This window comes from Pantoea sp. E956-1 (assembly GCF_982223955.1).
Map to the genome: position 1 here is coordinate 323,748 of NZ_CEUYZP010000004.1, position 11,808 is coordinate 335,555.

Consider the following 11,808-nt stretch of genomic DNA (forward strand, 5'->3'; position numbering starts at 1 on the left):
TTTTTTGAACTTAAATTGGATAACCTAAGTTTTTAAGGCGCCAGTACATCGCCTTTTCTGATACATCGAAATAATAAGCAAGCTTATTAATATCAGTTACGCCTTCACGCTTAACAAGCATGTTCACCGCATCACCCGGCATAAGCAACTCTGCCGCAAAGCGATTTGCTTCAGTCTCTACCCACGGATTTTCCGGATTACTATTAGTCGAATAATCACGCAGGCAACGGCTATAGCGCGCAGTATGTCCTAAAACGTGATGCGCTAGTTCATGCGCAATGGTAAAACGTATACGGGAATGGCTATCGAACTTATTGTAACCAATCATCTTTCTGCCATCAGATAAGATTTCGGCCATACCACTCACGTTTGGATTTCGTTCTGAATTTAGTGGGAGTACATTGATTCCCAATTGTTGAGCGATTACGTCAGGATTAACAGGAAGTACCCCATCCCAATAGGAATCAAGTACAGATTTTACCGTCCTCGCTTCCATAGTGTTCCCCTTTCTAGTCTCACGACAGTAATCAAGAGCTTCACAGTGAAGCTCTTGCATCTAACTATACTTAACTATGCCATTAAATTTACCTCAAAGGTAACGAATTGTCACGAACACAATTATTTTTGAATTGCAAGCACTCAAGAAATGAGGTGTATAGGCTCAACCCTGTTTAGAAGGAGCTGTAAGTGACTATCTTATATGTCAAAGTTAATCCCCTCTGGCAATAGCCTGTATATAATAACAGTTATCTCTCATATTTTCAGTTGCGCAGTTTTAGCAGATACTGTCTCCAACCTTGCCCTGCCTGCTTTCGTCGTTAGCTTACGGCAACGTCAACCGATCCCTCACAGATCCCACATCGCGAAAAAAAACAAAAATAACTTTAAAAACAACAACCTGAAAGCATCATTAAATCTTATCTAGATTCAATAAACTGAAAAGTACTGAAATTCTTTTCACACTTTACAGTTGGCGCACTCTGGCAGAAAGCCAGCAATGGTGCGCTCCGGCGAGGCGATTTGTAGAAAAATTAAACTGAAAAATTTTTATGATGCAAAACCTGCAGGCGGGTGCGGTGTAGCGCCGATTTTGTCTGCCGGACGATTATTTTGCCGTGCTGACGCGCAGCCAGTGCCGCGCCGTGCGGATGATCTGTTTATGGTTGTCGTGCTTGAAGGGCGCGCCTTTGCGTGGCGCATCGTGCGCCTGAGGCGTTCTGGTGACGGGCAATAAAAAACCCGCTGCGATAGCGGGTTAGTGTGCTGGCTTACTTGCCTATGACGGGTGAATATTTCGTACTGAGCGCGGCGGCCTGCTGGCTGCTCTTTGCGATATCGCTGCTGTTCGTGGGCTGGCCGATTGACGGGTGCGTATGGCTGGCCAGCTGGTCAGCCAGCTGCTGCACTAGCGCCACGGTATCGAGCATCAGCTGGGCCACGTTAATCTTCTCTGAACCAATCCATACAACCGGCGCGATAATTTCCTGACGCGTCCCGGCAATGCTCTGGCGCAGCTGGCCAATTTTTTCAGTCAGTGCCTGACCGACTTTAATCGCAGCGCTGCCGGTGACGTCCGTTTCCGCATTGCTGCCCACTGTAATCAGCTGGCTCTGCTGCGTGGCCACGCTGTAATTGCCTGTCGTCACGTGCTGAATTGCTCCGGCCATCAGTGACGCCGTTCCGATCACCGTGGTCTTGTCCGTGGCTTTGACTGTCGTTTCCCTGCTGACCAGATCACGCGTTTCCGTATAGGCTTTAACTTCCCGGCTCATGGACGTTTCACGAATGGCCTGATCGGTCTGGCGTTCCCAGTCTCCCGCCTGTGTTACCCGCTGTGATACTTCCGCGCGCTGCTGCTGCAGCTGTTCGCCCGGCTTCACGTCCGGCAGGCTCGTCCCGCCCGGCATGGTCTGGCGCACAAACGGCTTGTCCGGACGTCCGCCGGTAAAACCGACCTCAACCAGCGTTCCCTCTGGCGGAAACTGAAACATACCGGAATCATTACCGGCCATCGGAACGGGCAGCGGCACGGCAGGATAAACCGGCGTGCTGCCATCCGGATTGCCGTCAGCGTCCAGCAGTTGCAGATCGACGGCATAGCGCGGCCTGAAGGGGTCAGCAAAGTTTCCGCTTTTTACCGCCTCAGTAGGGGCAACAACGCGCGCCATTTTGGGCAGGTGCAGGCCGCTGGCCAGCTCCGGGTAATGGCTTTCAACCTGCCGCTGTACCGGTGTTTTTTGTAGCGGCTGGCCGGTGATACGGTTTCGCGGCGTCCAGGTGATTGTCATGGTGTCGCCGCTCAGCTGCACCTTTGTCACGCGCTGGCCGTTCACCTCCACGCCCGGACGCAGTGACTGGATCACAGGTACGGTCATCGTATTGCCACCGGCAGTGGACTGGCTGAACTCCGGCGGTATATCCACCGGCTTACCGGCAAACAACGCCTTTTCAGCGCCGCCCAGATACATGCTGCCATCAGGTAGCTGATACCAGAGATAATCGGCAATCCCGAAGGCGCGCCCCAGACTGGCCAGCAGCTGAAATCCTGTGCCGCTGTGCGTGAAGTGCGGGATCGGCCTGTCGCTGTAATCTGCCTGCGGCACGGTAACGGTCAGACCGCTGTGTTCTTCCAGCCAGGCAGCAATCTGGCGAAGCGTCGGGTGCTGGAATGCGCACGGCCATGCGCGATCAAATACGCCGCACAGCTCCCGGATGAAAAGACGCTGATAGCCGGTTTCCGAAGGCTGCGAGCGCTCCACGTATCCGGTAAACCAGCGCAGCAGCCGGTCAGGATAGCCGGTATCAATGCGGACCATTTTGCCGGTGTAATCAGTGCTGGTCTTTGCCGTGATGAAGCCACGGCCACAGTTGCTAAGCTCCAGCACCAGAGCGGCATCAGTCAGATGCACTTCATCAGTTGACAGGTAAAGTCGGGTTACAGGTTTCATCGCTATTCCAGTGCGTCGTTTACCGGCTTAAGCACTTTGCGCTCAAACCACGTCATTTGTTCGTCGCTCTCGCCTGCGGCCTGCGGTCCGCCTTTGCCGCCGCCGGTCTGTTTGGTGGCCGTGGTTTTGCCGCTTGCACGCGCTTCGCGCTTTTCCTGAACGCTTACATGCTCCGTCAGGGTGAACGTTATCAGCCAGGCCATTTTTCCTTCCTGCTGCGGAGCGTCCACATTGCCGGTGAAAGTCGCCTCGCGAAAACTCACCGCGCGCGCCACCTCATGCGCCACGCGGTATTTTTGCCGCTGGCCGCTGGCGTCAGTTGCTGAAGCCAGCTCAAAAATACGCTTCAGCAGGGCAGCATCACTGAAGCCGATTTCGCCGCTGATCCTCAGCTCTTTTCCCTTGATGCCCTGCTCTGCCTTAGCCGTTGAACTGGTCTGCCCGGACTGGTCTTTGTCCTGAAAAGCCATTGATACGGTAACCCGCATATTTTTAAGCGGGATGCCCTCACCGTTAAGCGCCAGCGTCGGATTTGTACTCATGGATCATGCCTTTTATTCCTTTAAGATTGTCACCGACCAGCATCACGGCCGCCGAATACACAGCGGACGGCTGCGGAATATCTTTTTCCAGCTGCGTGAGCGTGGTCACCACGTCGCCGCCGCCGGTAAACACCCATGCCCGTGCGGTTTTGCCCTGCAGATCGCTCAGCCCGGCGGCAATCTCTGTCAGCATGGCATCACGTTTCTGGCCAAATGCGGCCAGCTGCGCTTTCAGTCCGTCAAGCCCGGCTGCTGCGCCTGCTTCACTCTGGGCCTGCTTCACGGCGGCGGCTGCAAACGCGGCGCGGCTGGATGGCACGGACAGCGGCACGGATGGCGGCAGCATCGTGTTCATACGTGCAGGCAGCTGCATCTTTTCCGTGGTCAGTGTGGCGGCAGACTGCGCCAGACGCTTCACCTGAACAAACGCCGGTGCCGGGAAAACCTCAGCAAGCTGGTTCAGTGATGAAATAAAATTGTCATGCGTCTGGCTGGCCACCATCAGAATAACCACGTCAGCTTTTCCGCCAATGCCTGCCAGCTTTTGCGCCAGATAGGCAGTGGCATTTACCGGACTCAGGTATGCACCGTTATCCGTTTGCTGCCCCAGCCCGTAAATCCACGGATGCACCGGAACCATGCTGCAGCTCAGTGCGGTCACCGAATCTGTCAAAGCCAGCCGTGCCTCACGCCACATCGTGCAGCTCCGGCCAGGCAATCTTATCCGGGTCTGAAACATCAAGCTCAATCAGATCAAGGCGGTAATTCTTAAGCGCCATCAGCCGCGCTGACTGCTCCGCGGTTGCCCTGCCCAGCTCAACCGCATCCGAAAGCGGGGACATTTCAGCAACCGCATCAGAAATAAGTGACAGGCGTTTTTTATCTGCCAGCTCAACCCGTTCAGTCTGAGTGTAAGTGCGGGGCACAATTGCGGAACCGTCAAACATCCATGAACCATCAATTGAGATATTCTCAGGCACCGCTTTTTTTTCGACTTCCGCAACGGAATATCCGCCAGGGTAAAGGCGTGATGCATCAAATCCGAAAGAACGAATGATGCCCTCGCTGTCGTAGCAGACTTTTAACGTGTCAGCACTGAAACGCATACGGTGAAAATACCAGTCCTCACCCTGTTCACTTTGAAAATAGAGCGCGGGGATCATTAAATCCGCATATTCCGGAATGTACTGTGTAAAATTTTTGAGTATTAACATCATGCTGTATGCCCTACATTCACCCATCCCATTGACGGGATATACTTCTGAATGGGACGGTAAAACACCGTATCCCCGCCGGGGTTATCACCTTCATAATTCCAGCCGGTCATCACACAACCACCGGGAACACGCTGCTGGCCATTTTTAACAATCTGAAATGCGCCTTCACCACCCAGGGCAACATCTGCAACCCTGTTAACCTGCGCATCATTCGCTTTATTCCAGGCATCGTTTGCTGTGCCTCTTACACCGTTGAGAGCGTTATTTACCTCGCCGATTTTGCCAACAATCCAGTTGTTCAGGTATCCGCCCCATACACCTCCGTAAAGGTTGCCATCGGTTGCAATAAATGCGCCGCCTGCGTTTAGCTGACCGGGTGCTCTTAAACTACCGTCGTTGCGAAATTCAAACGAATTTACCGAGCCATAACCATCTACCAGAACCTCTGCAAAGGCATAATTGCTGACAACCTCAACCATGCGGAAACATGCCGATGCGCCATCCTTGAAATCCATGTCACCGCCACGGTCTTTAAGACAGGCGCGAAACATAGGCGAATAGATACCCTGCCCCGCGTTACCATTTTTAGTTTTTGAAATTACGGTAACGCTGGATTCTTCACTCAGATTGCCGCCATTTTTAGAATAAGCGCCCGTCTGTGCAGCGTTTGGCGGATTGCCTGCAGTGAACATCTCGCCAATGTAGGTGGCGTCAACCGTCAGGTGTGGCTTCCCGTCAGTTCCCCAGTCAATAAATATCTGGTGATTTCCGGATGAGCGCTTGCCGCCATTAGCCTGCACCGCCATCCAATTACCTACCCGGTCAAGTTTCAGAGCTTCCCTGGCTTTGTTGATATCAGCCAGGTCTGAAAGGTTTTCTGACGCCTTCAGGCGCGCATTGGCATTATCGTTTGCCGCCTTTACAGCTTTAGGCGTTGCCGCTGCCGTTTCGCTGGCGCTGTCTGTTGCACTGCTCAGCTGCACGAAGCCTTTTTCTTTCAGTGTTGCATCAGGGTGATTGCGTGATTGCTCATGTTTTTTCAGCGCATCACTGGCCTGCTGATTGTCCAGCGAACCTTTAGGACGCAGGTCAGTGATGTTCCCGGCAGCGTCAATACTCGCCAGCGCTGACACGTAATGCTTCACACCGTCCTGCTCATAGTCAGCAAGATCAGCCGCCACTGTGATTTTGCTCTGCACGCCCCAGACGCTGGCCAGCGTCCCGGTAAAGCACACGTCCAGCCACACTTTTACCGGCTTCACACCGACCTTAATATTCTGGTCAGCGTCCAGCTGCGCACGCAGGCCGCCCACGTATCCCGCGCCATGTGTGACGTAATACTGCGTGCCGCTTCTACTGACCAGCCAGCCATCACCAAAAAACGCAGCCGGGCCATAGATATCGGTGTTTTCCAGCCGCTGGCGCTCATCCATTGCGCCCATGCGCGCGGTGAAATCAATCTGCCACGTTTCCGCTGGCGTACTGATACCCGTTTCCTGCTGTGCGCCGCTGTACTCCATCAGGAATGAACGTGTCAGAACGTTACCCTGCTGGCCCTCGCGGGTTTTCAGCTTCTGCTGTGCCGGGGCATGTACGATCATGGCCAGCGTGCCGGTTGCGCTGTTAATCAGGCCAATCCAGTTAAACGTAAAATCGCCCGTGTCCGCGCCCAGTACCACTGAATGCACCACCGCATTCTGATTAACCACGCCCTTGCGCGTGACCGCCTGACGGTGAACTATCTGTGCCTGCGGCGGGATGTCCTCGCTGCGGTCTACCGGCTTAGCGGGATCGAGGCCCGGCACGTTCGCAAAAATAAATTCATCCAGTAATACCGGCTCGCCGGTTTCCGCCTGGCGCGTTTCCACTGCTCAAATGCTGTCGTGATAACTGTCTGTGACATAATTTTCCCTTAAATTCCTACGCTGAACGTCGCGCTGGCCACGTCCGCCCCGGCGATGTGCGCCGGGTAAACCACATATTCACCCTGGTCCCAGCCTGCACGGATGGCGAACGGCTGCGAGGTGATCACCTCAAACTGATAACGGCGGCACGTCCTGCCGTACTGCTGGATTATCTGAAGCAGCAGCTGCGCGTTGTCCGCAATCTGGCTGTCTGAAACGCGCACCTGTATTACGTCCCAGTCAATGCCGGGCTGGCGCTCAACCAGCTCCACATACCCGATACCCAGCCGCTCAAAAATGCTGATAAACCCTGCCACTGACCCGGCATCACGCGCGTTAATAAACGCAAACGCTACGCGCCTGCGGAACAGTGAAAGCGGCTAACCGGTACTGAAGGCTGACAATTAATCTGACGCAAAAAACCATCAAGAATGGTTGGGTCTTCAGTGAGATCGATGATCGCCAACAGTTCAGGTAATGTCAGTTGGTGCGACTGGTCCGGATTCAGCTTGTTGCGCAGTGTGGCCGGTTGCATTCCTACTTTTTTAGCCAGATCCGTGACGTTATGAGCCAAAGAAAACTGGCGGCAGGCATCATCAAGGTAGTTTCGTACTGAAACTTTATAATCATACATGATTCGCACCTTGCGAATTGATAGCCTGAATTACGCGTGAAGCGAAATGCGGCATTCGCTTAACGCTTCAACAGTAAGGGCAGCCATGTTTACTTCGACTCGTGCACGCGGCTTATCACCTTTTCCGCGAATAGGTAAGCGGCCATCGCGAACCATGTCACGGGCAGTACCCATAGCGATGCCTGTCAGGCGGCAGTACTCTTCAAGGGGCAGGTAGGGCGTAGGGATGGTGATTGTAATGTTAGGACGCATAGGGCAAACTCCTGATTCGTTTGAATGCAGCAACATTCAACAATATTCACGTTTATCGAACTTACAACACGGAGACTAATTCGACTTAATCGAATTTGCAACCAATAAATGCGAAATACTGGAAAATTCACCCTACCAACTGATAGCGCATTGGTCTTAGATCGTGTTTGTGAGGCTTACGGCTTCAGCACATCCCTGCAGCTGGCAGATCATTTAGAAATGGCTGCAAGTAGCATGTCCGCCAGAAGAAAGCGCGGCACTTTCCCGGCGGATATTGTTGTGCACTGCGTACTGGAAACCGGGGTTAGCCTGGAGTGGCTTACAACTGGCGCAGGCAAAAAGTTTGAAGATGATTCGTCAGACATACTGAAACTACCGCGCAAAAAACTTATTGGTGGGAAGCTATTCGATTCAGGTTTTGTAATGCTTGATAAAGCATTCTTTCGTGAAGGTACACCATTACCTACAGATGCGTTTTGCCTTTTAGATGAGAACGCTCAATATATTATTGATAAGAAATTCTCTGAAATTTTTGACGGAGAATGGTTGGTAAATATTGAAGGTAAATTAAGTGTCAGAACGTTAGGCCGCATACCAATTAGAAAAATTAGAGTTAGCGGCATCGGTATGGCATTTGATTGCAATATTGATGATATTGACGTGATAGGTAAAATAGTTCTTACCTTTAAATAAGGAATTATCATGACAGCAAAAAAGACCACAGAAAAAAAAGAAAAGGATTTAGATAGTGACAATAATGAACAAAAAACTTGCTTTGTAATTATGCCAATTGCGGAGCATCCAAATTATGAACCTGGTCATTTTAAAAGAGTATATGATCATTTGGTTGCGCCAGCTTGTAGGTTAGCTGGTTATGAACCGATTAGAGCAGATGATAATGCTTCTTCAAATATGATAATGCATGATATCCTGCTAAAGATAGTTAAAAGCGAAATGGTTATTTGCGATTTAAGCACCAATAACGCCAATGTTTTCTATGAGCTAGGGTTAAGGCAAGCTTTTAATAAAAAGACAGTTTTAATCACTGACGGAAGAGAAAAAACTCCGTTTGATCTTTTAGGTTTTAGGTACCAACCATATTCACCAACATTAAGAATTGATACGGTAAGTGCTGAGATAAATAGAATTAGCGCAGCTCTCACTGCTACTGAGAACTTACAAGCCAATGAAGTTAACTCAATAGTGAAATTATTAGAGATTGATTCTGCAAATATAGAAATAGTTCAGCCAAACGAAAACCAAGCTTTCATGTTACAAATGTTCAATTCTCTCAGTGCGCAAATTTCAAATATCAAAAGCGCCCAAAGTAATAGAGATATTTACATTTATGGTGGAGAACGCAACGAGTCTAAATTAGTTGAAAATGAATTGAATGAAAAGTCATCTAAAAGCAAAGTCGTTTCCTTTTTAAAGTTAGAACAAGATGATTCACCCTTATTGCACAAATTAATTTTTAGGAGCATGAACAAAGAACTTGGTAAGTTTTTAGGATATGATCAATCAGGTTCAAATTTAGAATTCATTAATCAACTTGGTGAAATTAGCACGTTAACTAACACATCATTACAAAAAGCAGTTATTACTGGTCATATGTAAATGTCGATTAGAAAGCAAATTAATGGAAAATGGCTTTTAGATTTTTATCCTTTAGGCAAACCCAAAGATAAACCCAGCAAAAGAATTCGCAAAACTTTTTCAACTAAAGGCGAGGCCATTGCGTATGAAAATTATGTAATGGAGACATTAGTAGAAAAGCCCTGGTTAGATGGCAAAGAGGATCGCCGCAAATTATCAGAGCTTGCTCAGCAATGGTTCGATGAACACGGCATCACCCTTGACGATGGCGAAAAGCGACTCAGTGCAATGATGTTCGCATGTGAAAGCATGGGCAATCCGCTTGCCCATGAGTTCAGCGCAACCATGTTCTCTTTATATCGAAAAAAAAGACTGTCAGGTGAAATTGCCAGGACTGCGCGAGTGCAAAAGGTTTCGCCACGAACCATGAACTTAGAGTTGGCTTACTTCCGGGCGGTCTTCAACGAACTAAAGCTGCTGGGTCATTGGAAGAAAGATAACCCTCTTGAAAACCTTCGCCCATTTAAATCTGAAGAGGCAGAGTTATCTTATTTAGAAAATGATGAAATAGAAAGACTTCTAATTCAATGCATGAATAGTCAAAACAAAAGCACATATTGAGTAGTGAATATATGTTTACTAACAGGTGCTCGCTGGGATGAAGCAGAGTCATTAACATCAAAACAAATTAGAAATTCTAAAATTACTTTCTTAAAAACCAAAAGCAATAGAAACAGAACAGTACCTGTTAATCCATCTTTTATTGATGCACTTCCTAAGCCTGAAAAGCCAGGGCGACTGTTTGAACCCTGTTATTCAGCATTTAGAAAAGCTATAGAAAGATCTGATTTAAACTTACCTGACGGACAGCTTTCACACGTACTTCGACACACCTTTGCAAGCCACTTCATGATGAATGGTGGAAACATACTAGTACTAAAAGAAATTTTAGGTCACACCGATATAAAAATGACAATGCGATACGCTCATTTCTCACGAGAACACTTAGAAGAAGCCGTCAAATTAAACCCTATTAAAAGCAAATGGAGTTAATATGAGTATTTTCCAGAATGAAGATGAGATGCAATTGTGGATCGAAGAAGTTATGGAGGACTCAGAAGGATTAGGAGAAAGCATTGTCGACTTTGAATTGATAATAGATTACATCCCTCGAAATTACTTTGAAAAGAAAATTAAGGAGAGTTATCAACATTGCTACCCATCGTTGATGTTGACAGAGCTACTCACCAAAAATGAAAATATTTCATCGTCTAAAGGTGATGTATTAAAACCCGATATAATCGCATATGCCACGGAAAGAGAGTCTATTGTACTGATTGAATTGAAAAACATATCAGGACCAAGCCGCCAAGCCGGGACAGAATTATCCGCTTACTCTGGAGAACTTAAAGGCTATTTATCTCATCTATCAGACGGCGACATAATTAATGTAATAGTTTCTCCAATTTGGCCAACACTCTTGAAGCATTATATTTTCAATAATATTGTCTGGCAAAATAAAAACATGATTTGCCTTGAACCATGCATAGTTAATGAAGTCATAAAACTTAAACCACTTGAAATTAGCACTTTAATTCAAGCTGAAACTCCTTTGCAATTTAGTTCAGACCACCTAAGCGGTTATCACATTTGTCTTTATGATAATTCACAATACGCAAGACAGGATGTAAGAAAGCCTACTAAATTACATTCGCAAATCGAAGTTATTAAATCCACTTTGTCACGCATGGCTTCAGAAGGCGAAAAAGAAAATGGACATGGTTTTTTAATATTAACTAAAGAAAATAAAATAGGCGGCTATGGTCTAGCACCTTACATGATAACGTTAGTGAACGTAGCACCCTTCTCTTCAATTGAACGATATTTTCATGATGAAAACATAAAGACTCATGAAGACCTCCCAATGATTGGACAAAAATTCTATGGAATTTATACGTACTTTCAACCCAATGGTATGGGAACTAGCACTTCAAAAATTTTTAATTCTGGAAAAAGATATCTTAAAGAAATATGCAGACCTACAATAGAATCGATTAATACTTGGCGAACCTTGAAACTTGAGATTCAGAGCAAACGTAACGAAGCAATCTATTTTGAATCTTGGGGTATATTCAAAGAAAAAACTACGGAGATGCTGTTTGAAAAATATTCTAATAATGAATATGACTACACACTTAATTCAATCTCATTAGGTTTTGAAGTTATAGAAGAATTGATTGACGAGAACTATGAATTTATACATCTGCCACCTGTAAAGCCTTAGTCTAACACATAAAAGATGCCCCCTTTTTGTCCCTTCAAAACTCAAACGTTCAATCATATTCGTTAAAATTCGAATTTCAAATGCTAATTAAATCAGTAAGTTATTGTTTTATAAAGGGTGGGCATCGTTCTCATAATCGCTTGGTCGCTGGTTCAAACCCAGCAGGGCCACCAAATTTTAGCTTTAAAATCATCGATTAAGCCACTCTACTGAGTGGCTTTTTTGTTGCTCAATCAATGAGTGTCGCAACAGTGTCGCATGAGAAATCAGGCTGGGGCTGATAGTATCTGAGTCAGCGTCTGGTTCTGGTTCTGGTTCTGGTTCTGGTTCTGGTTCTGGTTCTGGTTCTGGTTCTGGTTCTGGTTCTGGTTCTGGTTCTGGTTCTGGTTCTGGTTCTGGTTCTGGTTCTGGTTCTGGTTCTGGTTCTGGTT

The 11,808-nt window shown here is 47.7% G+C and carries 11 protein-coding genes and 3 pseudogenes; 5 read left to right on the forward strand and 9 right to left on the reverse strand.

Features of this window, described 5'->3' with window-relative positions; translation table 11 throughout:
* Positions 1-10: 10 nt before the first annotated feature.
* The gene (locus AC0T7J_RS14045) at positions 11-496 is read right to left on the reverse strand and encodes an ImmA/IrrE family metallo-endopeptidase (protein WP_473794976.1); all 486 of its coding nucleotides are present in this window, start codon (positions 494-496) and stop codon (positions 11-13) included.
* 501 nt (positions 497-997) lie between these two features.
* Here AC0T7J_RS14045 and AC0T7J_RS14050 point away from each other — a divergent pair.
* A complete protein-coding gene (locus tag AC0T7J_RS14050; RefSeq protein WP_473794978.1) occupies positions 998-1,234 on the forward strand; it encodes a hypothetical protein in 237 nt (78 codons plus the stop codon).
* A 34-nt stretch (positions 1,235-1,268) separates the two neighbouring features.
* Here the strand turns inward: AC0T7J_RS14050 and AC0T7J_RS14055 are convergent, their stop codons facing one another.
* The 8 genes and pseudogenes from AC0T7J_RS14055 to AC0T7J_RS14090 form a co-directional block, all read right to left on the reverse strand.
* Positions 1,269-2,948 carry a hypothetical protein gene (locus AC0T7J_RS14055; protein ID WP_473794980.1) on the reverse strand — a complete coding sequence of 560 codons (1,680 nt, stop codon included), beginning with the start codon at positions 2,946-2,948 and terminating at the stop codon, positions 1,269-1,271.
* A gap of 2 nt (positions 2,949-2,950) precedes the next feature.
* The gene (locus AC0T7J_RS14060; RefSeq protein WP_137241224.1) at positions 2,951-3,490 is read right to left on the reverse strand and encodes a baseplate complex protein; all 540 of its coding nucleotides are present in this window, start codon (positions 3,488-3,490) and stop codon (positions 2,951-2,953) included.
* The gene (locus AC0T7J_RS14065) at positions 3,462-4,187 is read right to left on the reverse strand and encodes a hypothetical protein (protein WP_473794982.1); all 726 of its coding nucleotides are present in this window, start codon (positions 4,185-4,187) and stop codon (positions 3,462-3,464) included. The genes AC0T7J_RS14060 and AC0T7J_RS14065 overlap by 29 nt, the downstream gene beginning before the upstream one ends.
* Positions 4,177-4,707, reverse strand: a complete 531-nt coding sequence (locus tag AC0T7J_RS14070) for a tail fiber assembly protein (protein ID WP_473794984.1) — start codon at positions 4,705-4,707, stop codon at positions 4,177-4,179. Before AC0T7J_RS14070 ends, AC0T7J_RS14065 begins: the two co-directional genes overlap by 11 nt.
* Before the next feature lie 854 nt (positions 4,708-5,561).
* Positions 5,562-6,610 (reverse strand): annotated as a pseudogene (locus AC0T7J_RS14075) (phage tail-collar fiber domain-containing protein); the annotation flags it as partial.
* Between the two features lie 9 nt (positions 6,611-6,619).
* A pseudogene (locus tag AC0T7J_RS14080) lies at positions 6,620-6,991 on the reverse strand (hypothetical protein); the annotation flags it as partial.
* Positions 6,964-7,245: a phage regulatory CII family protein gene (locus tag AC0T7J_RS14085; RefSeq protein ID WP_473794986.1), complete on the reverse strand. Its 282-nt coding sequence runs from the start codon at positions 7,243-7,245 to the stop codon at positions 6,964-6,966. The gene AC0T7J_RS14085 and the pseudogene AC0T7J_RS14080, both read right to left, overlap by 28 nt.
* Before the next feature lie 30 nt (positions 7,246-7,275).
* Entirely contained in the window at positions 7,276-7,497 is a 222-nt protein-coding gene (locus AC0T7J_RS14090) for a regulator (RefSeq protein WP_208002748.1), read from the reverse strand.
* Between the two features lie 108 nt (positions 7,498-7,605).
* Here AC0T7J_RS14090 and AC0T7J_RS14095 point away from each other — a divergent pair, with 108 nt between their 5' ends.
* From AC0T7J_RS14095 to AC0T7J_RS14110, 4 genes and pseudogenes are all read left to right on the forward strand, one after another.
* Positions 7,606-8,190: a phage repressor protein CI gene (locus tag AC0T7J_RS14095; RefSeq protein WP_473794988.1), complete on the forward strand. Its 585-nt coding sequence runs from the start codon at positions 7,606-7,608 to the stop codon at positions 8,188-8,190.
* A 9-nt stretch (positions 8,191-8,199) separates the two neighbouring features.
* Positions 8,200-9,114, forward strand: coding sequence for a hypothetical protein (locus AC0T7J_RS14100; RefSeq protein WP_473794989.1), 915 nt, complete (start codon positions 8,200-8,202; stop codon positions 9,112-9,114).
* A pseudogene (locus AC0T7J_RS14105) lies at positions 9,115-10,146 on the forward strand (phage integrase).
* Between the two features lies 1 nt (position 10,147).
* Positions 10,148-11,377 (forward strand): hypothetical protein, encoded by a 1,230-nt coding sequence (locus AC0T7J_RS14110; RefSeq protein WP_473794991.1) that lies wholly within the window; start codon positions 10,148-10,150, stop codon positions 11,375-11,377.
* The last annotated feature ends 431 nt before the right edge of the window (positions 11,378-11,808 follow it).

What these genes read in the sequence shown, in the direction of transcription:
- AC0T7J_RS14045 (WP_473794976.1), bottom strand. Translation starts at nt 496, where the DNA reads ATGGAAGCGAGGACGGTAAAATCTGTACTTGATTCCTATTGGGATGGG.
- AC0T7J_RS14050 (WP_473794978.1), top strand. Translation starts at nt 998, where the DNA reads ATGGTGCGCTCCGGCGAGGCGATTTGTAGAAAAATTAAACTGAAAAAT.
- AC0T7J_RS14055 (WP_473794980.1), bottom strand. Translation starts at nt 2,948, where the DNA reads ATGAAACCTGTAACCCGACTTTACCTGTCAACTGATGAAGTGCATCTG.
- AC0T7J_RS14060 (WP_137241224.1), bottom strand. Translation starts at nt 3,490, where the DNA reads ATGAGTACAAATCCGACGCTGGCGCTTAACGGTGAGGGCATCCCGCTT.
- AC0T7J_RS14065 (WP_473794982.1), bottom strand. Translation starts at nt 4,187, where the DNA reads ATGTGGCGTGAGGCACGGCTGGCTTTGACAGATTCGGTGACCGCACTG.
- AC0T7J_RS14070 (WP_473794984.1), bottom strand. Translation starts at nt 4,707, where the DNA reads ATGATGTTAATACTCAAAAATTTTACACAGTACATTCCGGAATATGCG.
- AC0T7J_RS14085 (WP_473794986.1), bottom strand. Translation starts at nt 7,245, where the DNA reads ATGTATGATTATAAAGTTTCAGTACGAAACTACCTTGATGATGCCTGC.
- AC0T7J_RS14090 (WP_208002748.1), bottom strand. Translation starts at nt 7,497, where the DNA reads ATGCGTCCTAACATTACAATCACCATCCCTACGCCCTACCTGCCCCTT.
- AC0T7J_RS14095 (WP_473794988.1), top strand. Translation starts at nt 7,606, where the DNA reads ATGCGAAATACTGGAAAATTCACCCTACCAACTGATAGCGCATTGGTC.
- AC0T7J_RS14100 (WP_473794989.1), top strand. Translation starts at nt 8,200, where the DNA reads ATGACAGCAAAAAAGACCACAGAAAAAAAAGAAAAGGATTTAGATAGT.
- AC0T7J_RS14110 (WP_473794991.1), top strand. Translation starts at nt 10,148, where the DNA reads ATGAGTATTTTCCAGAATGAAGATGAGATGCAATTGTGGATCGAAGAA.